This is a genomic window from Leisingera sp. ANG-Vp (assembly GCF_000813725.1).
GTDB lineage: Bacteria > Pseudomonadota > Alphaproteobacteria > Rhodobacterales > Rhodobacteraceae > Leisingera.
The window spans coordinates 45,790-65,484 of record NZ_JWLD01000008.1; the positions used below are offsets into that span (position 1 = coordinate 45,790).

Consider the following 19,695-nt stretch of genomic DNA (forward strand, 5'->3'; position numbering starts at 1 on the left):
GTTCGGGCTTTTCAGATAACGCGCGAATAGGACATTTCATGGATACCATTACCCAAGCCGCCCTTGGTGCTTGTATCGCGCAGGCGGGCTTTAGCAGCCGTCTGGGCCGAAGGTCTCTCATAGTCGGGGCCGTCTGCGGCCTGCTGCCGGATTTCGACTTTCTTCTCAGTGCCGGGCAGGACGAATTCGCCTATCTGCTCACGCACCGGGGGTGGAGCCATTCGCTGCTGGTTCTGCCCTTTGCGGCACTGCCGGTGGCTTGGCTGTCCATGAAACTGGCCGGGCAGCGAAAGACGGCAGGAGGGGTGCCAGAGACACCTGCCAGCCAATTGTGGCTGTGGTATCAGCTGTGTTTCCTGGCGTTGATCACCCACCCGCTGCTCGACATGTTCACGACCTTTGGCACACAGATATTGGCCCCCTTCAGCAACAAACGCTTTGCGCTGGATGGCGTTGCGATCATTGACCCTGCCTATACGGTCCCGCTTTTGGCGGCCGTGCTCTACTGCCTGATCAGGCCGGGGAATACGCGCGGGCATCAGCGCTGGGCACGCGGCGCACTTGTCCTTTCCAGCCTCTACCTGGGATTGGGCCTGTTCAACGGCTGGCAGGCAAAGGAGGCCGCATCCCGGCAATTGGCCGCAGAGCAGTTTGACCCGGTTGATCTGCGGGCCATTCCGACACTGACGAACAATATTGTGTGGCGCATCGTTGCCAAAGACGCTGATGGGAATTTTGCGGTTGGCTTCCATAGCGCAATTGCCCGGACGCCGATTGAGTTCATTCCCTATGAAAGCGAGCAAAGCAGCCTGGTTGATCAGGCGCTCAGCAGTGAGCAGGGGGAGATCCTCCGCTGGTTTTCAACGGGGCTGCTGTGGCCGCAGGTGTTTGAAACGTCGGACGGGGGGCAGGATGTTGTCCTGACGGACATGCGGTTCGGGGTTGTGACGCGGCCGGTGACCTCCTTCTTTGGCGGCGTGTTCAGCTTTGAACAGAACGGAAGCCTTGCAGAGGCGCGGCCGCTGGATGGGAACAGGGACGGACTTGACCCGGCTTTGGAACTGAAAGCGCTCTGGTCCATGGCCTGGACCGGAAGCTGACAGTCCCTAACAGCTGTTACCGAAGCGGAGGCGACCCGGCCCAGGCGGTCTGCAGCAGGGCCCGGATCGCCGCCTCTTCGACTGGTTGCGGGTTCCAATAGGGGTTCGTTGCCGCCAGCTCTGCAGCCCGGTCCAGATCAGCCTCGGAAACGCCAAGATCTTTCAAGGCGGTTGGGGCATTGAGGGATAGCGCAAAATCATAGAGCGCCTGGCCCGCATCCGTGCCGCCAAAAATATCGCAGACCGGCTGCAATTGTTCCGGCACCGCGCGCGCGTTGAAAGCAATGGCATGCGGCAGGATGATCGAATGGGTTTCCGCATGCGGCAGGTCCAGCGTTCCGCCCAGCGTGTGGCAGAGCTTGTGATGCAGCGCCATGCCCACCTGGCCCAGGACCGTGCCGCACAGCCAGGCGCCGTACAGCGTCTCCCCCCGGGCATCGAGGTCATCGGGAGTTTCCAAGACCCGGGGCAGGGCATTCTTGAACGCTTTCAGCCCCTCGGCCGCCAGCATCGTGGAAATCGGGTTCCGGGTCTGGGAGTACAGCGCCTCAGCTGCATGCGCCATGGCGTTCAAGGCGCTTGTCACGGTCATCGGCACTGGCAGGGTGCTGACCAGTTCTGCATCGTAAATGATCACTTCCGGCTGAATGGAGGGATGCGAGACCGTGGTCTTAACGCCGTTTTCGGTCTGGCCCAGGATCGGGGTCGCCTCTGACCCGGCGTAGGTTGTGGGGATGACGACCTGAGGCAAGCCGGTGCGATAGGCGATCGCCTTGCCCAGCCCGATTGTTGAGCCGCCGCCCAGAGAGACCAGGCAATCGGCCTGAATGCTGTCCACATGCTGCAAGGCGTCTTCGGTGACGGAGACCGGCGTGTGCATCGTTGCCTTGGTGTAGATGCCGCCGGCCAGATCGCCGATGAGTTCCGCCATTTGCATTGCGTCGCCGCTTTGATGCGGGGTGGACAGGATCAGGGCCCGGCTGCAGCCGAGCTCCCTGATTTCATCTGCAGCGCTGGTCCGGCTGCCGGCGCCGAAGCGGACCTTGACGGCCGTCGTGCGGGCCTGAAAACTGTTTTGAAACATCGTGCTGTCTTTCCGGTTTGGTTGCCGGAAGGATATCCCGAGCGGCCCGGCCGCTTGATAGAAAGCGGTCTTTCCAATATATCACCGGGTTATGAAACTGGATCCGCGCCATTTGGAAATCCTGGCTGCTGTTGTTGACAGCGGAGGTGTGACCGAAGGTGCCGAGGCCCTTGGGAAATCGCAGCCGAGCTTGTCGCGAACCATCAGCAATCTTGAGGCGCGGGTCGGGGAGCCGCTGTTTGTACCCGGCAGGCGGCCGTTGCAGGCAACGGAGCTTGGCCAATTGCTGGCCGCGCACGGGCGTCAGGTGCTGGAGGCAACCCAGGCGGCCGGCAAGGTGCTGGACCGGCGCAAAAGCGGCAGGTCCGGAACTCTGCGTGTCGGGGGCGCGCCGTTCTTCATGGATGCGGTGATCGCATCGCGGATTGCACGCTTCCAATCGGAATTTCCGGATGTCCAGGTGGAGCAGGTCTATGCCTATTCTCCGGAATTGCAGCGGCACTTGCGCAACGGGACGCTGGATGTCGCCATCTGCCCGATGCAGCCCGAAAGCATAGAGCCCGAGTTCGGCTTTCAGGTTCTGCTGCCGGGCCGCAATGTGATTGCCTGCCGGGAAGGGCATCCGCTGGCGCGGAAAAAGTCCTTGTCCATCGCGGATATCGGCGATTGCTCCTGGATTGCACCGCCTGCAGGCAGCCCTTTGTTCCGCGACCTGCAGGATGCCTTGCACGGGCTTGGCAAGACCGAGGTCAAGATCAGTTTCTCCGGCGGTTCGCTGACGTCGGTGCTCAATATGATCCTGGAATCGGATGCGCTGACCGTGCTGCCGTTTTCCGTCGTGTTTTCCATGCGGCGGACATTCAATGTTGTCCCGCTGAGGATTGAACTGCAGCACCCCAAGCGCAATCTGGGCCTTCTGAAGCTCAAGGCGGCTGATGAGCCGCCTGTGCTGGGGAACTTCACCCGCAGCATTCAGGCGGCGTTTTCAGAATTTGCCTCAACTGTTCTGCATGCGGAGAAAGCTCTGATGGAGGGCAGGGGCCAATAGAACCGGAGCTGGTTCAGCCCCTTGCTGGAACTGGCGCAAACGGAGCGCAGGGACCGCCGTGCGGAATCCTATTCGGCCTTTTTCAAGACAAAATCAAACGCGGCCTGCCATTCTGTGTCCGCGCCGGCGCGCTTTTCAAACGCGGCAATCAGCGACTGTTTCACGCCGAACACGGAATCCGAGTCCAGATAGGGGTCGCCGGCAACAAACATATGGGTGGTAATGCCCTCGTACCCCTCTGCGCTAACAAGGAAATGGATATGGGCGGGCCGGTAGGGGTGGCGTCCAACCTGTTCCAGCAGCTGCCCCACCGGGCCATCATCCGGAATGGGGTATGAGACGGGTTTGATGCCGCGGAAACTGAAGGTTCCGTCCGCGCCGGTGCGGAAAACCCCGCGGTTGTTCATGGGCGGCTGAATGTCCGGCTGCTGCACGTCGTAGTAGCCGTCGGCATTGTCCGACCACACGTCGATGACGGCATTGGCAACCGGATTGCCATCCAGATCCAGAACCCGCCCCTGGTAGAGGCAGCTTTCACCCACTCCGTCCAGGCTGATCGTTTCCCCCATCCCGCGCTCGGGCGCGCCGGCAACATGGAAGGGGCCAAGCACGGTGTTTTCAGTGGCGCCGCTAGGGCGGCGGTGGTGGATTGCGTCCACTAGCATTGACAGGCCCAGAACATCGGAAAGCAGGATGAACTCCTGCCGGGTTGCGCTGCAGATCTGGCCGGTCCGGGTCAGGAAACCGATCGCGGCGGCCCATTCCTGCTCGGTGAGTTCCACATCTTTGACGAAGGCGTGCAGATGCTCGACCAGAGACGTCATCACCTGGCGCATCCGCGGATCTGTGCTGTCACCCATTCGGGCGTTCACGGTCTCTGCCGAATTCTCTTCGCTAAGGAAATTGCTCACTTCGGTTGCTCCTAAGGTTCGTCATTGGGTTGGCGCGTGTTTGCCCTGCTGCTGGCTGCGCCAATGCAAGCCGCCGCCTGCTCCGCCGCTTCAGTGTATCACGCACCGGAAGGAGGCAGCTGCCAAGGCGGATGTTTGCCCCCGGGGCAGCCAGCCTGCTCTGCAAGCCGGGAGGGATGCACACGCCCGCAAAGCGCGGGTCATGTTTTTCGGGATGTTAACCGGCTGCCATTCCCGGGAGCATTCAAAGCAAACAGAGTTATATAACTTTGCGTTATGAGTGCGGGGTAATGATCCCCCAAACGGACATGGCAGCGTTCTGCGGGGCGCACATGGCGTCCCAGTCCTGGCGGCGGGGCGGGTTTCACCCCTTCAGCTTCCGGTAGGAACTTGGCGTTGCGCCTGTCCATCGGCGAAAGGCCCGGTGGAAATTCGCGGAAGACGAAAATCCAACGTCCTGTGAAATCTCCTCGATGCTTTTTTGCCCGGCCTGCAAGTCCTGAATGGCAATATCCCGGCGCAGCCCGTCCTTGATCGCCTGAAAGGAAGTATTTTCGGCCTCCAGCCGCCGTATCAGCGTTCTGGGGGTGAGTTTCAGCGCCTGGGCGGCCCCGGCCAGATGGCAGGCCTCCCAGCTGTTCCGGTAAAGAAACTCGCGGATCTGCAGCGACTGGGTGTGCTCGTGGAAACTGGTGAAGATCCAGTCCCGCGGCGCCCGGTCAAGAAAGGCTTTCAGCTCTGCACTGCTGCGGGCGCCGGGCGGTCCCAGTTTTGCAGTGTCAAAGGCAATTGCCGAGCAGGGGGCCTGAAAATTGGTCTGGGCGGGGAAGATCACCGAGTAGTCCTCTGCAAATCCGGGGCGTTCAAAAGCAAACTGAACAGCGCGGACCGGCACCTCATATCCTGCCAGCCAGGACAGCAGCCCATGCGCCAGCTTTAGGAGCAGCATATGGCCAAACCGCTGCGGCGGCAGATCGGCGCAAGGCATCAGCTGCAAGACAATGCAGCCGTTCCGGCGGTTGAGATGGAGCTGGTAGTCATCCAGCAGCAGGTTCCAGAAGGTTGAAAACCTATGCAGGGCAGACGGCAGCGAAGTGGCCGCGCTGACCGTTGTCAGCAGATGCTGCAGGGCCCTGGACCGCACCGGGCGGCTCCACAGCCCGGTCATTTCGTCGCCGGTTTCGACGGCTGCAATTTGGTAGAGACGGACGATCTGGTCGAGGGTGACGCGGTGCGCCAGGCCGCCTGGTTCCGGGTTCAGCCCGGCGCGTTGCAGGATCGAAGCGAGCTGGCTTGCGCTGCAGCAGCTCCGCAGCGCCGTGATCCAGTCTTCTGCAAACTGCGATGAGACGGTGGCGAGATTTGAAGAGCCTGATACTGCCATTGCTGCGTGTAGAGCTGCCGTTTGTCACTTTTGGAAAGGACCTTGTCCAGTATGGACGTGGATTTGCTGGAGGGTAACATGTATTTGGCGTGAAGAAACAATTCTTCTGGAGCAGCGGAAATGACCTACCAGGCGCCGGTTCGCGATGTCATGTTCAACATTGAGCACCTGTCGGCCTGGCCGGATGTCACAGCTTTGGATGCCTTCGCCGGGATCGACGCATCAGATGCGCAGGCGGCGCTGGAAGGCTTGGGGCGGTTTTGCACTGAGGTGATTGCGCCGCTGTCTGCCGTGGGCGACGAAACCGGGGCACGCTTTGACGGTACAGATGTTGTGCTGCCGGAGGCCTATGGCGCGGCGTACCAGCAGTTTCTTGAAATGGGCTGGCAGAGCCTGCCGCACCCGGCGGAGTTCGGCGGCATGGGCCTGCCGAAGGCCGTCGGAGCCGCCGCAACCGAGATGCTGAACGCGGCAGACCTGAGCTTCGGCCTCTGCCCGCTGCTGACGGACGGGGCGGTGGAAGCGCTGCTGCTGACCGGGTCGGATGCGCAGAAGGCGCGCTATCTTGAGCCGCTGATTGCGGGCCGCTGGTCCGGCACCATGAATCTGACCGAACCGCAGGCGGGCAGCGACCTGGGCCGGGTGCGATGCAAGGCGGAACCGGCTGCGGACGGCACCTATGCGGTGTCCGGCACCAAGATCTTCATCACCTATGGCGAGCACAGCCTGACCGAGAACATCATTCACCTGGTTCTGGCGCGCACGCCGGGAGCGCCGGCGGGACCCAAGGGGCTGAGCCTGTTCATTGTGCCGAAGGTCCTGGTGGACGATGACGGCGCGCTGGGCGCCCGCAATGCGGTCAACTGCGTCAGCATCGAGCACAAGCTGGGTGTCCGCGCCAGCCCGACTGCGGTGCTGGAATACGATGGGGCCACCGGCTTCCTGGTCGGGGAAGAGAACCGCGGGCTGGAGTATATGTTCGTGATGATGCGGGCTGCCCGGTTTGCGGTGGGCATGCAGGGGGTTGCCGTTGCCGAGCGCGCCTACCAGCACGCCGTGGCCTATGCCCGCGAGCGGGTCCAGAGCCGCCCGGTGGACGGCAGCTCCAAAGAGGCCGCTGCGATCATCGGGCACCCGGATGTGCGGCGTATGCTTCTGCGGATGCGGGCGCTGACCGAAGGCGGCCGCTCTCTGGCCATGGCAACCGCCGGCTGGCTTGACCTCGCACACCATGGCGGCGGTGAGCGGGATGCCACTGCAATGGCCGAATTCCTGGTGCCGCTGGTCAAGGGCTTCTGCACCGAGCGGGCGGTGGAGACCGCGTCCCTGGGGGTGCAGGTGCATGGCGGCATGGGCTTTATCGAAGAGACGGGGGTGGCGCAGTTCTACCGCGACGCCCGGATTCTGCCGATCTACGAGGGCACCACGGCCATCCAGGCCAATGACCTTCTGGGCCGCCAGGTGCTGCGGGACGGCGGCGAAACCGCCTGCAGGTTTGCAGGCATGATTGCAGAAACCGAAACGGCCCTGCGCAGCGGCAGCGCTGCGGGGCAAGCCATCGCCGACTGCCTGGCGGAGGCCCGCGGCCATTTCGAGGCCAGCCTTGCCTGGCTGCTGGACGCCACGCCGAAAGATCCCAACGCGGGTTTTGCAGGCAGCGTGCCTTTCCTGATGCTGACCGGCACCCTCGCGGCGGGCTGGCAGCTGGGCCGCGCAGCGCTGGCGGCGGACGCCAGGCTGGCGCAGGGCGAAGACAGGGAGTTCATGGCCCGCAAAACCGCAACCGCGCTGTTTTTCGCCCAGCACATCCTGGCGGAATGCGCCACTGAACGCTCCCGGATCATCAACGGCAGCGCCAGTGTTCTGAACGCTGATTTCGAGATCTGACCCACAAAAGACACCGGCACGCCGAGTGCCTTCCAAACACTGCAAAGGCCTGACCCATGTCCCACGCAACCGACCCCAAGACTTATGAAAACCTCGCTATCGAGGTGCGCGATAACGGTGTCTATGTCGTCACCCTGAACCGTCCTTCCAAACGCAATGCGCTGGACGTGGCCACGATCGAGGAACTGGTCCGTTTTTTCAGCAACGCCCATCAAGGCGGCGTCAAGGCCGTGGTGCTGGCAGGCGAGGGCGATCACTTCTGCGCCGGGCTCGATCTGGTGGAGCATTGGAAAGAAGACCGCAGCCCCGATGATTTCATGCATGTCTGCCTGCGCTGGCACGAGGCGTTCAACAAGATGGAGTACGGCGGGGTTCCGGTGATTGCAGCGCTGAAAGGCGCAGTTGTCGGCGGCGGGCTGGAGCTGGCCAGTGCAGCGCATGTCCGGGTGATGGACCAGACCACCTATTTTGCCCTGCCCGAAGGCCAGCGCGGCATCTTCACCGGCGGTGGCGCCACCATCCGGGTCTCTGACATGATCGGCAAATACCGGATGATCGACATGATCCTGACAGGCCGGGTCTATCAGGGGCAGGAGGCCGTTGACCTGGGCCTGGCGCAATACATCACCGAAGGCTCAAGCTTTGACAAGGCGCTGGAACTGGCGGACAAGGTCGCTCAGAACCTGCCGCTGACCAATTACGCCATCTGTTCGGCGATCAGCCATCTGAACAATATGTCGGGAATGGATGCAGCCTATGCCGAGGCGGTGGTGGCCGGGGTGGTGAACACCCAGCCTGCCGCACGCGAACGGCTGGAGGCTTTTGCCAATAAAACCGCGGCGCGGGTCCGGCCCAACAGCTAGGTCCGGCCGCTGCCGGGCTGCGGCCCGGTCAGAACCTTCAGGATCGTCCGCCCTCTTCGCGTTTCAAAGAAACCGGGGCGGCCGGTCAGCCAATAGCCTGCTTCAGAGACAGCGGTGTCTTCCGACAGCCGCACCAGGCTGCCGCCGGCCAGCAGGTCCTCAACCACGCCAAGCCAGGCGAGCGCGATGCCAGCGCCGGACAGGGCCATGTGCAGAGCCAGCCCGTGGTCGTTGACAGCAGTGCGCCCGGCCGGCAGGGCAAGGCCGGATTCGGTCTGGCGCAGCCAGTCGTCCCAGCCGATCCAGCGGTGTTCCGGGTCTTCCTGTTCAATCACCGGCAGATCCGCCGGGAATTCCCCTTGCGGTGCGCGCCGGACCCTCTCAGCCTGGGCAGGCGCAGCCACCGCGCAGACCTGTTCGCGAAACAGCAGCCGGGCATCCTGGCCGGGCCAATCGCCCTTGCCGAAGATGATCCGGCAATCAGCGTCTTCGCGCAGCAGATCGGCATCCTTGACCAGCGTGACCACCCTTGCCGGGACACCCAGGGCGCCGGACAGCTCCGGCAGCCGGGAGGACAGCCAGTAGGCGCCGATGCCCGGGTAGGTCGCGATGGTCACCGGAGATGCCGAAGCCGTTTGCCGCAGCCTGTCGGATGTTCGGCGGATGGCATCGAAGGACTGCGAGAGGGTATCAAACAATTCATTGGCTGCTGCCGTTGGCTCCAGGCGGCCGCGCTCCTTGGTGAACAGCGCTGTGCCCAGATCCTCTTCCAGGCGCTTGATCTGATAGCTGACGGCGGGCTGCTGCACATTCAGCGCCTTGGCGGCGGCGGTGTAGCTCCGGCGCGCGAATGCCTCTTCGAACGCGCGCAGGGCTTTCAGGGGCGGCAGAGTTTCTGTCATTGAAAAATTCAATCCATGCAGTGATTTTTTCCTTATACCCCAAAGCATGAAGGCGAACTATTGAATTTCAAAAGCCGCGCATTCATCGAATGGGGAAGACCATGCAAGAGCTCTATGCCCGCCTTGAAAAGACAGCCGCCAACTATGTGCCCTTGTCACCGGTGTCGTTTCTGAACCGGGCAGAAAGCCTGCACGGAAGCCGGACTGCGGTGATCTATGGCGGGCTGCGGCGCAGCTGGTCGGACGTCGCGGCCCGGGTGCGGCGCATAGCCAGCGGCCTGGCGGCGCAGGGGATCGGCAAGGGCGACACGGTGTCGGTGCTGTGCCCGAACATCCCGGAATTGTTTGAGCTTCATTTTGCATTGCCGCTGACCGGGGCTGTGATCAACACGCTGAACACCCGTCTGGAAGCAGAGACGATTGCCTACATTCTGGATCATGCCGACAGCAGGCTTGTGATCGCCGACCGGGAGCTGATCCCGCTGCTGGCCAATGCTTTTAAGCTGCTGGGGCGTTCGATACCGGTCATCGAAATTGCCGACCCTGAGGCCGGATGCACGGAAACGCTTGGCGGCATGTCTTACGAAGACTTGCTGGAACAGGGCGCGGAGACGGCTGCGCATGGCCTGCCGGAGGATGAATGGGATGCCATTGCGCTGAACTACACATCGGGCACCTCCGGACGGCCCAAGGGGGTCGTCTATCACCACCGCGGCGCCTATCTTATGGCGCTGGGAACGGTGGCCGCCTGGCAGATGCCGCATTACCCGGTCTACCTGTCTGTGGTGCCGATGTTTCATTGCAACGGCTGGGGGCACCCTTGGGCAGTGGCCATGCTGGGCGGCACCATGGTGTTCACCAGAACACCTGCTGCGGACCGGATCCTGGATGCCATACGCACCCATGGCGTGACCCATTTCGGAGCTGCGCCGATTGTTCTGCAAATGCTGGCGGAGGCAGGGGCGGAGAGGGTATTTGAGCCTGCCATCAAAGTGCTGACCGCAGGTGCGCCGCCGCCGCCCCCGGTTTTGCAAAAGACCAAGGCGATGGGCCTTGAGGTGATGCAGGTCTACGGGCTGACAGAGACCTTCGGCCATATCTCCAACTGCCTTTGGCAGGACGGCTGGGACGGGCTGGATGCTGCCGGGCAGGCCGAACTGCAGGCGCAGCAGGGGATAGCCATGCCAATGGTGGAAGCGGTGGACGTCATCGGCCGGGACAGCGGCCGGGCGGTTGCCCGCAATGGTGCGGCACAGGGTGAGATTGCCGTGCGGGGCAACACCGTGATGAAGGGGTATTACAAGGACGCCGCGGCGACAGAGAAGGCCTTTGAGGACGGCTGGTTCTGGTCCGGCGACGGCGCTGTTGTGCATCCGGACGGCTACATGCAGATCCGCGACCGGCTGAAGGACGTGATCATCTCGGGCGGCGAGAACATCTCCTCGGTCGAGGTGGAGGCCGTCCTCTACCGCCATCCCGCAGTGCAGGCCGCAGCGGTGGTTGCCATGCCCGACGCAAGATGGGGCGAGAGTCCCTGCGCTTTTGTCGAACTGCGCCCCGGCGCTGACGCCTCAGCCGAAAGCATCATCCAGTTTTGCCGCGCGCATCTGGCCGGCTTCAAAAGGCCCAAGGCCGTTGTCTTCACCGAGCTTCCGAAAACCTCCACCGGCAAGATCCAGAAGTTCCAGCTTCGTGAAACCGCCAAATCCATGAGAACCTGAATGAACCACATTGTTTCCCACTCGCGCCGCCTGCGCGATACCCCGTTCACGCCTGGCGTCGAGGCCGCAGGGGTGAAGGCCTACACCGTCTATAACCGCATGCTGCTGCCGACTGTGTTTGAGAGTGTCGAAGCCGACTACCGCCACCTGAAGACCCATGTGCAGGTTTGGGACGTGGCGGTGGAGCGCCAGATTGAGCTGAACGGGCCTGACGCGCAGCGCCTGATGCAGATGCTGACCCCCCGCGATCTGTCACGGATGCAGGATGACCAGTGCTATTACGTTCCGGTCACGGATGACAGGGGCGGGATGCTCAATGATCCGGTGGCGGTGAAACACAGCGATACGCGCTGGTGGATCTCGATTGCAGACAGCGATCTGCTGCTCTGGGTCAAGGGGCTTGCCATCGGGGCTGGGATGAATGTCCGGGTCTTTGAGCCTGATGTGTCGCCGCTGGCGGTGCAGGGCCCCAAGGCGGACGCGCTTATGGAGCGGGTCTTTGGCAGCGCGGTGCATGACATCCGCTTCTTCCGCCAGAAGCGGCTGGCCTTTGCGGGCAGGTCTTATGTCGTGGCGCGGTCCGGGTATTCGAAACAGGGCGGTTTCGAGATCTACGTCGAAGGCTCCGAACATGGCATGGCGCTGTGGGGCGCGCTGTTCGAGGCCGGCGCAGATTTGAATGTCCGGCCGGGCTGCCCGAACCTGATTGAGCGGATCGAAGGCGGGCTGCTGAGCTATGGCAACGACATGACGATGGAAAACACTCCGCTGGAATGCGGGCTGGGCAAGTTTTGCAAGCCTGCGGAAGGCAGTGCGTTCATCGGTCGGGAGGCCTTGGCATCTGAACTGGCCAGCGGACCGGCCAGGCAGATCCGGGCGGTTTCGATCCCCGGCGGCGCTGTGATCCCGCCGCGCAAAGCCTGGCCTTTGCTTAAGGAAGGGGTACGGGTTGGCCAGGTGACATCTGCTGCCTGGTCGCCGGATTTCGGGACGAATGTGGCCATCGGCATGGTGGATGCCGGCCATTGGCAGGATGGAACCGCCCTGACCGTGGAAACACCGCAAGGGCCGCGGGCTGCCCATGTGCAAGAGCGGTTCTGGGCTTAAGAAACCCGCTGGACGTGCCCAGCAGCAGATCCAAGACCTGCTCTGCAACGTTTATCATTCAGTTGCCTGTCCTCAGTGACGGGCGCTGACAGGCGGCTGCAGTTCCTTCGGCGGTTTCCGCCGTGAGAGCTCAGCTTTTCGGGCTTGCGGCGGCACATGCTGAGATCCTGCCGATCAGCATTTGAACTGCAAGTTCGAACACTTCCTCGTTTGAAGGAATGGGGCTGCCCAGATGGCGGGTTAAGCTCGGGAATTCTGCAGGATCGAGCCTTGCCTGCTTTTGCCTGACCAGCGCCTTGCCGTGTGCTGGATCGGGGCCGAACACGTGTTCACCAGTGCCAACGCCAATTGCTATAGAAAGCAGAACTTCCGCGAATACAGGGACTTGCCTATCCGGTAGCCCGGATCTGCCCAGAGCGTGGTAGATCGCCTCAACAACGTAGCTGGCTGCTCTGGCATCAGAGTCGGACAGGCTGGTCACTTCCACGCCGATTGTCGGGAACACTAGATAAACGTTCCGGACAGATGATGCGATTTCTGTGAGCTGGGCGGCCCAATCCTCGTCCTTTATGTCCCTCGCGGGCAGCATCCTTGAATAGATCCGGTCCGCCATGGCTTGCAGCAATTCATTCTTGCTGCGGAAGCTGATGAGCTGAAACTCACCGGAACAAAGTTTGGCTGCGGTGTTGCCTCATGCGGTGCCTGTACTGTGCATCTGGATGGTGAACGGGTTCGACCCTGCCAGACTTACGTAGAGGATGCCGAAGGCTTGGAAGTCACCACAATCGAGGCTATCGGCAGCGGTGCTGTGGGGGGCTGCACTGCAGCAGGCCTGGCCGGAGCTGGATGTTGTTCAATGCGGCTACTGCCAGTCCGGGCAGATCATTTCTGCGGTGGGGCTGCTCGCGGAAAACCCCAGCCCCACAGCTGAAGGCACCGAGGATTACATGTCCGGGATTGCCTGCCGGTGTGCTGCGTACCAGCGCATCCGGGCCAGCGTTTTGCGTGCTGCTGAAATTCTGGACGGTTGAAGATGACCCCGAATACGTCCCGCCGAAACATTCTGAGGGGAGCCGCGGCCTCCGCTGCTGTCCTCCTTGTTGGATGGAACCCGAGCGGCGGTCTTGCTGCAGCCCTCATCGAACCTGAAACTGGAAGAGGCCGAAAAACATCGATGATTTAGGCGCAAGCCGGTACAGCAAGAAATTTCCAAGGAGAACCAGCCCCCGTCTGTACGTCAAAGGCAAACGTTTTGACGGAAACGGTGAAAGTATCTGATGCTTTACACTGAAGATTTGGTGGAGCCTAGGGGAGTCGAACCCCTGACCTCTTGCATGCCATGCAAGCGCTCTCCCAACTGAGCTAAGGCCCCAAACCTGTCCGCTGCGGTGTGTCCGTTCCGTCTCCGGTGCGGCCCGTCTTGCGGTGTGAGCGTCGTTTACGGGACGGCGGCGCAGGCTGCAAGCGGAAAATGCGCCGGGGTCCAAATTTTTTCCGGGTTCCGCCGGCAGACAGCCCAGGGCGGCTGGAGGCCGCCCCGAACCGTTTGATCCGTCTCAGGAATCGTCGTCCGGCGACGACATGTCGGCGATGTCGTCCAGCGAGACGTTGTCATCATCATCGTCATCGTCCAGGACGTCATCGCCCAGATCGACATCGACGTCGTCATCATCTTCCAGGACCACGTCATCCGCGTCCATGTTCTCTTTGGCCTTCAGGGTGGCCGCATCTTCGGCATCGGCTTCGATCATCCGGGTCTTGCCGGTGTCCAGCTCGACCACCTCGCCGGTGTAGGGGCTGACGATCGGGTCCTTGTTCAGGTCATAAAAGCGCTTGCCTGTGGTGGGGCAGACGCGCTTTACACCCCATTCTTCCTTGGGCATGTGGATCCCCTTGATTTACTGGTGAGTCGTATCGACGATTCCGGTGCCTTGCCATATGAGGGGGGCACTGTCAAAGCCAAAGCCTGGAAAGGGGCGCCTGCATGGCCGAACATCACCTTCCCGGGGAGCCGCCGGTGCCGCTCACCCTGCGCCGTTCTGCGCGGGCACGGCGGATCAGCCTGCGTATCTCCTCGCTGGACGGGCGGGTGACGCTGACCCTGCCCAAAGGCCTGCCCGAGCGCACAGCGCTCGCCTTTGCCGAGGAAAAGGCGGACTGGATCCGCTCGCACCTGAAGAAGCACCCGGAAGCGGTGGAAGCCGCCTTTGGCGCGGTGCTGCCCGTCGATGGCCAGGACCGGGTTGTTGAACGCGCCCCGGGCCGCCGCATCCAGTTGGACGCAGGCCGCATTGCAGTGCCGGGGGACAATCCGGGACGGCCCTTGCAGCGCTATCTCAAGGAGCTGGCCCGCAACCGGCTGGCCGAAGCTTCGGATTTCTATGCCGCGCGGCTCGGCAAGGGCTACAGCCGCCTCACGCTGCGCGACACCCGCTCGCGCTGGGGCTCCTGCACTGCGGATGGCGGGCTGATGTATTCCTGGCGGCTGATCCTGGCGCCGCCGTCGGTGCTGCGCTATGTCGCTGCCCATGAGGTGGCGCATCTGCAGGAGATGAACCATTCCCAGGCGTTCTGGGACACGGTGGAGCGGATCCACGGCCGCTATCAGGCCCCGCGCGCCTGGCTGCGCGAAAACGGCGCCAGCCTGCACCGCTACCGCTTCGGCGATTGAAACCGGTGCTTTGCCGCGCGGGCCGGGCGGGCTAAACTCAGGTCAGGTTCCTGTTTCCCGTTTTCCCGGTTCCCGAGGCCCCGCCCGTGCCAGACAAACCGCAACGCCGCCTTGCTGCCATCTTCGTGCTGGATGTCTCCGGCTTCAGCCGGATGATGGCCGAGGATGAAGCGGGCACGCTCAACCAGGTGCTGGCGCAGCAGCAAAACCTGATCGCTCCGGCGGTCCGCGCCCATCAGGGCCGCATCGTCAAGCTGATGGGCGACGGGGTGCTGGCGGTCTTTCCCAGTGTGATTTCCGCGGTGGAGGCGGCGGCGCAGATCCAGGCAGGCGCCGCCCGGGGGCGCCACCTGAAACTCCGGATCGGCATCAATCTGGGCGAGGTGATTATCGCGCAGGGCGATGTTTACGGCGATGATGTCAATATCGCTGCCCGGCTCGAGGCACTGGCTCCGGTCGGCGGGGTGGCGCTGTCGGCAGCAGCTTACGGCCAGGTGCGCAACCGCATCCCTTACAAGTTCGAGGATCTGGGCCTGCACGAGGTCAAGAATCTTCCGGAACCGGTGCAGGCCTATGCGCTGGGCGAGGAGCTGACCTCGCTGCCCAGCCTGAGCCAGGCTGCCGCACAGGCCCGGATACAGCGGACGGCCCAGGCAAAGCCTTCGCAAACGCGGTCCTGGCGGCCCGTTTTAACTGCCGCCGCAGCCTGTGCCGTGCTGGCGGCTGCGGGCGGGGGATGGTGGCTGGCCGGGCTTCCCGGCCTCCCGCGCAGCCAGCAGGACCGGCCGCCGCCTTCCGCTGAAACTGCGCAGCTGCCGCCGCTGATTGCAGTGCTGCCTTTCACCGCAGCGGCGGGGCCGCCGGAGCTGGCTCAGGCGCTGTCGGGAGAGGTGATCCGCAGCTTGTCTGCAGCGCCGGGTCTGGCGGTGGTTGCACCGGACAGCAGCCTGGCGGCGGCCGGCCTGCCGCCGGAGCGGGCTGCACAGCTGCTGGGCGCACAGTATCTTGTCAGCGGCCATTTGCCGGGTGATCCGCTGCAGGGCATCCGGCTGCGGATCCATGGCGCTTCCGGACAGGCCGGCCTGCCTGCGCGGCGGCAGGCGGGCCTGCCGGAGCTGGTTTCCGCGGCCGCTGCGGATATCCTGTCTTACTTCGGCCAGCCGGTGCCCGCAGCGCCGGCAGTACGTGTTCCGGACCAGGCAATGATGCAATTGCTGGTGGCGCGCAGCAAACTGGCTGAGGGCAGGAACGGTGCAGCCGGGCTGGCCTTGCAGCAGGCCTTGCTGCTGGACCCCAGCCTGGCAGAGGCGCAGGTGCTGCAGGCCGGGCTGGAGCTGGACTTTCTGACCGGCCCGCTTGCCAGCCTGCCGCAGCGCGCCGCAAGGGCGGCTGAGCGGCTTGAGGGCGCGCCGGAAACCGCCGGAACCTTGCGCGTGCGCGCGGTTGCGGCACAGTTCGACGGCCGCCCCGCAGCGGCACTTGATCTGGCAGGAAAGCTGGCGCAGGCCTATCCCAATGATGCGGACGGCCATCTGCTGCGGGCCTGGCTGCTGCACCTTGCCGGGGAAGGCCCGGCGGCTGAGGCAGCCTATGCCACGGCTCTGCGGCTCAACCCGGTGCCGCCGCCGCTGTACCACAATCTGCGCGCGGCTATGCTCTTCTCCGCAGGCCAGGAGGACGCCGCAATGGCGTCGGCGCTCCAGGCGCTGGAGCAGGAGCCGCAGGCACAGCTGGCGCAAGCCGTGCATTGCGCCGGGCTTGCAGGAGCAGGCCGGTTCAAAGAGGCCGGCGGCACCTGTGCCGGGCTGCAGGCCGCAGGGCTGACCTTGGATGAGGCCGCCGGTGCATTTGCCTTCAGCGCTGAGGGGGCGCGGCAGCGTCTGCGCAGCAGTCTCAGCCTCGCCGGGCTGCCGGGGCGGCCGTGATCCGCCGCCGGCGTCTTCAGAAGGCGCCCCGTGATCACACGTGCGGATCTGCCCGCTTGACGGCGGCGGGCTTTGTGATCACATGAGGGGATGAATTTGACTGCCCGCTCTTCCCACGACGCTGCCGCGCCGGCCCATGACCGCGTCTACCGTGCCCTGCGCACCCGCATCATGCATGGCGAGGTCACCCCCGGCGCCGCGCTCACCCTGCGCGGCATCGGCCGCGAATTCGAGGTCTCGATGACCCCGGCCCGCGAAGCCGTGCGGCGCCTGGCAGCGGAGGGCGCGCTGTTTCTCTCGACTTCAGGCAGGGTGTCGACGCCGGAACTGACCAATGAGCGGATCGAAGAGCTGGCTGCCCTGCGCGCGCTTCTGGAGGTGGAGCTTGCCAGCCGCGCTCTGCCGCGCGCCCATATGGCGCTGATCGACCGGCTGCAGATGATCAATGCGACCGTAGCCGAGATGGTCTCCAAACGCGATGCGGTGGGCTATATCCGCACCAATCTGGAGTTCCACCGCACCCTTTACCTGCGCGCCCAGGCGCCGGCCATGCTGGCGATGGCGGAGACCGTCTGGCTGCAGCTTGGCCCCACTATGCGCGCGCTTTACGGCCGCCTGCGCCGCACCGACCCGCCGCAGAACCACCGGCTGATCATTGCTGCGCTGAAAGCCGGCGACGAGCCCGGCCTGCGGCTGGCGGTGCGCTCGGATGTGACACAGGGGCTGCGGCTGCTGGCGGGCTAGCTCAAGGTTCCAGCTGGGGCTTCGGAAAGCGGAAGGGGAGGCTCCTGCTCGCTCCGGTCAATTTGAAAAATTGCCCTTGCCCAAGGCCGCCAGTGGCGTCGGCGCCAGCTGGAGTTGCGCGGGCGCGGGAGTGCCGCGCTTTCATGTATTTCTCTTGTAGAAGATTGATGGCATGAATGAGTGACCTGCAGCCGGGACAGACGAAGGGGCAGCGGATGCGCCATGAAGCAAGCCCCTCGGATCTTCGACTGCAATGTTTGGGAAAGGCATCATATGCGTGCGCTTCTTGCAGGGCTATTCTTCATTTGCTGTCCAACCATAGTCAGCGCAGAGGTGCAGACGTCCGGTGCAGCCGGGCCTGCTGCGCAGGAGCTGGTTGAAAAGTTGCACACTGGCGTTGAGACGTTTTTTCAAAAGTGGTGGGGGATTAGACCGGCTTCTACCGTTTCCGTGTATGGTTCGGAGGATGCAGATTTCCTGGCCCGGAAACTGGCTTCCGCGCTGCGCCAGTCCGGGCACCCTGTGCCGGGCAACCTGAAACGCCGTGTCGCCATGGTCTGCCGCCTGGGCAGGCACGTTTCCGGGATCACTTACTACAATGCTCTGGCTCTGTGCTGGAAACCCCTGACCGCCGTTTACCGTTCGAATCCCAGACGCTGGACCCGCGACTTGAAAATGGAGCTTGGGGCGCTCATCACTCACGAATACATGCATGTGCTCCAGCACGTGCTGGCAAACGAGGCCAGCCGCCGCGGCAGAACGCCCTCTGGAGAAGTGCTGCTTGGTCCGGAATGGCTGGTCGAAGGCAGTGCCGAGTATTTTGAGCTGCGGTACTGGCGGAAAAAGCAGCGAGGGTTCACCGGACCGCGTATCTCGGATCTGCAAAAGATACAGCAGTCGTCCGGAGTGGTGCTGACAGGCATGCAAAGGCCGGGTTCGGTCACCAGTCTGGAGCAGTATCGCGTCTCTTTGCTGGCGGTAGAGCTGCTGGCGGGACGGGCCGGTGGGGACGCAATTTTTGCGTACTGGCGGCGGCTTGGCAAAGGCGAAAGCCGGAGGGCGGCATTCCGCAACGCTTTCGGAGTTGAGCTCAAGGCCTTTGAGTCCGGCTTCGCAGAATTGAGCTCGAACAAATCCGCTGCGGTCCGCTTTATGAGGTCAAGGGATTGAGATAGCAAAAGTGACCCGCACGCGGTTTCTTGTGCCGGCCAAACAGCGTTTGCGGAGACAGACGGCCTCCAACCGATTGAAAGTCTTAGCAGACGTGCTCTGAAACAAAAAACCCGGCGCCAGGGCCGGGTTTCAAAGTCTCATATCTTGCGCCGCGCTTACGCCGCCAGCCCCTTGGAGCCGATCGCAAGGAACTTCTGGCGCCGGTCCTTGACCAGCTCGGCCGCGTCTTTCTCCGACAGCTCGTCCAGCATTTCCTGGATCGCGCCGCCGACGGCTGCCATCGCCGCTTTGGCATCGCGGTGCGCGCCGCCCATCGGCTCCGGGATCACCCGGTCGTTCACACCCAGCTTCTGCAGGTCCTGCGCGGTCAGGCGCAGCGCTTCTGCCGCTTCGCGCATCTTCTCGGCATCCTTCCACAGGATCGAGGCGCAGCCCTCAGGCGAGATCACCGAATAGATCGAATGCTCCAGCATCGCCACCCGGTTGGCCGAGGCAAAGGCCACCGCGCCGCCGGAGCCGCCTTCGCCGATGATCACCGAGATCAGCGGCACGCCGATCTGCAGGCACATCTCGGTCGACCGCGCGATGGCTTCCGACTGGCCGCGCTCCTCGGCGCCTTTGCCGGGGTAGGCGCCGGCGGTGTCCACCAGGGTGATCACCGGCAGTTTGAATCGGCTGGCCATCTCCATCAGACGGATTGCCTTGCGGTAGCCCTCGGGGCGCGCCATGCCGAAGTTGCGCTCGATCCGCGACTTGGTGTCATGGCCTTTCTCGTGGCCGATCACCACCACCGGCTGGTCGTTGAAGCGGGCCAGGCCGCCCATCACCGCCAGATCGTCGGCAAAGTTCCGGTCGCCGGCCAGCGGCGTGTACTCAGTGAACAACGCCTCGATGTAATCCTTGCAGTGCGGCCGGTCGGGATGGCGCGCCACCTGGCACTTCCGCCAGGGGGTCAGATCCTTGTAGAGATCCTGCAGCAGCTGTGCGGCCTTGGCGTCCAGCGCCGCGGCCTCGTCTGCCACATCCATTTCCTCGTTCGCGCGCGCCAGCGCCCGCAGTTCCTCCGCCTTGCCTTCGATTTCGGCCAGCGGTTTTTCGAATTCCAGATACTGGGTCATATCGCCTCTGCTCTGCAGGTTTGCCGTTATATGGACTTAGGACGCCCGGGATGCAAC

The 19,695-nt window shown here is 63.3% G+C and carries 17 protein-coding genes, 1 tRNA gene and 1 pseudogene; 11 read left to right on the plus strand and 8 right to left on the minus strand.

Annotated features, from left to right (window positions below):
* The first annotated feature begins 38 nt into the window (after positions 1–38).
* A complete protein-coding gene (locus tag RA20_RS03900; protein WP_052248809.1) occupies positions 39–1,100 on the plus strand; it encodes a metal-dependent hydrolase in 1,062 nt (353 codons plus the stop codon).
* Positions 1,101–1,116: 16 nt separating this feature from the next.
* Here the strand turns inward: RA20_RS03900 and RA20_RS03905 are convergent, their stop codons facing one another.
* Entirely contained in the window at positions 1,117–2,184 is a 1,068-nt protein-coding gene (locus RA20_RS03905) for a maleylacetate reductase (RefSeq protein WP_039124832.1), read from the minus strand.
* A gap of 91 nt (positions 2,185–2,275) precedes the next feature.
* Between RA20_RS03905 and RA20_RS03910 the strand changes: the two genes are divergently transcribed.
* Complete coding sequence (locus RA20_RS03910; protein ID WP_039124834.1) at positions 2,276–3,232, plus strand: LysR family transcriptional regulator; 957 nt, start codon at positions 2,276–2,278, stop codon at positions 3,230–3,232.
* 68 nt (positions 3,233–3,300) lie between these two features.
* Here the strand turns inward: RA20_RS03910 and RA20_RS03915 are convergent, their stop codons facing one another.
* Positions 3,301–4,143: an intradiol ring-cleavage dioxygenase gene (locus tag RA20_RS03915; protein WP_039124836.1), complete on the minus strand. Its 843-nt coding sequence runs from the start codon at positions 4,141–4,143 to the stop codon at positions 3,301–3,303.
* A 364-nt stretch (positions 4,144–4,507) separates the two neighbouring features.
* The gene (locus RA20_RS03920) at positions 4,508–5,527 is read right to left on the minus strand and encodes a helix-turn-helix transcriptional regulator (RefSeq protein ID WP_039124838.1); all 1,020 of its coding nucleotides are present in this window, start codon (positions 5,525–5,527) and stop codon (positions 4,508–4,510) included.
* Positions 5,528–5,647: 120 nt separating this feature from the next.
* Here RA20_RS03920 and RA20_RS03925 point away from each other — a divergent pair, with 120 nt between their 5' ends.
* Both RA20_RS03925 and dmdD read left to right on the plus strand, forming a co-directional pair.
* Positions 5,648–7,414, plus strand: coding sequence for an acyl-CoA dehydrogenase (locus tag RA20_RS03925; RefSeq protein WP_039124840.1), 1,767 nt, complete (start codon positions 5,648–5,650; stop codon positions 7,412–7,414).
* A gap of 56 nt (positions 7,415–7,470) precedes the next feature.
* Positions 7,471–8,277 (plus strand): methylthioacryloyl-CoA hydratase, encoded by an 807-nt coding sequence (dmdD, locus tag RA20_RS03930; protein ID WP_039124842.1) that lies wholly within the window; start codon positions 7,471–7,473, stop codon positions 8,275–8,277.
* Here dmdD and RA20_RS03935 read toward each other — a convergent pair.
* The gene (locus RA20_RS03935) at positions 8,274–9,179 is read right to left on the minus strand and encodes a LysR family transcriptional regulator (RefSeq protein ID WP_052248810.1); all 906 of its coding nucleotides are present in this window, start codon (positions 9,177–9,179) and stop codon (positions 8,274–8,276) included. The two genes, dmdD and RA20_RS03935, sit on opposite strands and share 4 nt — an antisense overlap.
* Before the next feature lie 101 nt (positions 9,180–9,280).
* On the opposite strand from RA20_RS03935, the gene RA20_RS03940 reads away from it, so the two are divergent.
* Positions 9,281–10,900: an AMP-binding protein gene (locus RA20_RS03940; RefSeq protein ID WP_152618428.1), complete on the plus strand. Its 1,620-nt coding sequence runs from the start codon at positions 9,281–9,283 to the stop codon at positions 10,898–10,900.
* Positions 10,901–12,007 (plus strand): dimethylsulfoniopropionate demethylase, encoded by a 1,107-nt coding sequence (locus RA20_RS03945; RefSeq protein ID WP_039124846.1) that lies wholly within the window; start codon positions 10,901–10,903, stop codon positions 12,005–12,007.
* Between the two features lie 130 nt (positions 12,008–12,137).
* Here RA20_RS03945 and RA20_RS03950 read toward each other — a convergent pair whose 3' ends face one another.
* Positions 12,138–12,632, minus strand: coding sequence for a TetR/AcrR family transcriptional regulator C-terminal domain-containing protein (locus tag RA20_RS03950; protein ID WP_152618429.1), 495 nt, complete (start codon positions 12,630–12,632; stop codon positions 12,138–12,140).
* Between RA20_RS03950 and RA20_RS03955 the strand changes: the two are divergent.
* Positions 12,603–13,038, plus strand: a pseudogene (locus RA20_RS03955) ((2Fe-2S)-binding protein). The gene RA20_RS03950 and the pseudogene RA20_RS03955 overlap by 30 nt on opposite strands.
* 265 nt (positions 13,039–13,303) lie before the next feature.
* Here the strand turns inward: RA20_RS03955 and RA20_RS03960 are convergent.
* Both RA20_RS03960 and RA20_RS03965 read right to left on the minus strand, forming a co-directional pair.
* A tRNA-Ala gene (locus tag RA20_RS03960) sits at positions 13,304–13,379 on the minus strand.
* Between the two features lie 184 nt (positions 13,380–13,563).
* A complete protein-coding gene (locus RA20_RS03965) occupies positions 13,564–13,890 on the minus strand; it encodes a TIGR02300 family protein (protein ID WP_039124850.1) in 327 nt (108 codons plus the stop codon).
* A gap of 101 nt (positions 13,891–13,991) precedes the next feature.
* On the opposite strand from RA20_RS03965, the gene RA20_RS03970 reads away from it, so the two are divergent.
* From RA20_RS03970 to RA20_RS03985, 4 genes are all read left to right on the plus strand, one after another.
* Complete coding sequence (locus tag RA20_RS03970; protein WP_039124852.1) at positions 13,992–14,678, plus strand: M48 family metallopeptidase; 687 nt, start codon at positions 13,992–13,994, stop codon at positions 14,676–14,678.
* An 86-nt stretch (positions 14,679–14,764) separates the two neighbouring features.
* Positions 14,765–16,603 (plus strand): adenylate/guanylate cyclase domain-containing protein, encoded by a 1,839-nt coding sequence (locus RA20_RS03975; RefSeq protein WP_039124854.1) that lies wholly within the window; start codon positions 14,765–14,767, stop codon positions 16,601–16,603.
* Between the two features lie 90 nt (positions 16,604–16,693).
* Entirely contained in the window at positions 16,694–17,347 is a 654-nt protein-coding gene (locus RA20_RS03980) for a GntR family transcriptional regulator (protein ID WP_039124856.1), read from the plus strand.
* Positions 17,348–17,620: 273 nt separating this feature from the next.
* Positions 17,621–18,517: a hypothetical protein gene (locus tag RA20_RS03985; RefSeq protein ID WP_039124858.1), complete on the plus strand. Its 897-nt coding sequence runs from the start codon at positions 17,621–17,623 to the stop codon at positions 18,515–18,517.
* A gap of 158 nt (positions 18,518–18,675) precedes the next feature.
* On the opposite strand, the gene RA20_RS03990 is transcribed toward RA20_RS03985, so the two are convergent.
* Complete coding sequence (locus RA20_RS03990) at positions 18,676–19,638, minus strand: acetyl-CoA carboxylase carboxyltransferase subunit alpha (protein ID WP_039124860.1); 963 nt, start codon at positions 19,636–19,638, stop codon at positions 18,676–18,678.
* Positions 19,639–19,695: the final 57 nt, after the last annotated feature.

What these genes read in the sequence shown, in the direction of transcription:
- RA20_RS03900 (WP_052248809.1), top strand. Translation starts at nt 39, where the DNA reads ATGGATACCATTACCCAAGCCGCCCTTGGTGCTTGTATCGCGCAGGCG.
- RA20_RS03905 (WP_039124832.1), bottom strand. Translation starts at nt 2,184, where the DNA reads ATGTTTCAAAACAGTTTTCAGGCCCGCACGACGGCCGTCAAGGTCCGC.
- RA20_RS03910 (WP_039124834.1), top strand. Translation starts at nt 2,276, where the DNA reads ATGAAACTGGATCCGCGCCATTTGGAAATCCTGGCTGCTGTTGTTGAC.
- RA20_RS03920 (WP_039124838.1), bottom strand. Translation starts at nt 5,527, where the DNA reads ATGGCAGTATCAGGCTCTTCAAATCTCGCCACCGTCTCATCGCAGTTT.
- RA20_RS03925 (WP_039124840.1), top strand. Translation starts at nt 5,648, where the DNA reads ATGACCTACCAGGCGCCGGTTCGCGATGTCATGTTCAACATTGAGCAC.
- dmdD (WP_039124842.1), top strand. Translation starts at nt 7,471, where the DNA reads ATGTCCCACGCAACCGACCCCAAGACTTATGAAAACCTCGCTATCGAG.
- RA20_RS03935 (WP_052248810.1), bottom strand. Translation starts at nt 9,179, where the DNA reads ATGACAGAAACTCTGCCGCCCCTGAAAGCCCTGCGCGCGTTCGAAGAG.
- RA20_RS03940 (WP_152618428.1), top strand. Translation starts at nt 9,281, where the DNA reads ATGCAAGAGCTCTATGCCCGCCTTGAAAAGACAGCCGCCAACTATGTG.
- RA20_RS03945 (WP_039124846.1), top strand. Translation starts at nt 10,901, where the DNA reads ATGAACCACATTGTTTCCCACTCGCGCCGCCTGCGCGATACCCCGTTC.
- RA20_RS03965 (WP_039124850.1), bottom strand. Translation starts at nt 13,890, where the DNA reads ATGCCCAAGGAAGAATGGGGTGTAAAGCGCGTCTGCCCCACCACAGGC.
- RA20_RS03970 (WP_039124852.1), top strand. Translation starts at nt 13,992, where the DNA reads ATGGCCGAACATCACCTTCCCGGGGAGCCGCCGGTGCCGCTCACCCTG.
- RA20_RS03980 (WP_039124856.1), top strand. Translation starts at nt 16,694, where the DNA reads ATGAATTTGACTGCCCGCTCTTCCCACGACGCTGCCGCGCCGGCCCAT.
- RA20_RS03985 (WP_039124858.1), top strand. Translation starts at nt 17,621, where the DNA reads ATGCGTGCGCTTCTTGCAGGGCTATTCTTCATTTGCTGTCCAACCATA.
- RA20_RS03990 (WP_039124860.1), bottom strand. Translation starts at nt 19,638, where the DNA reads ATGACCCAGTATCTGGAATTCGAAAAACCGCTGGCCGAAATCGAAGGC.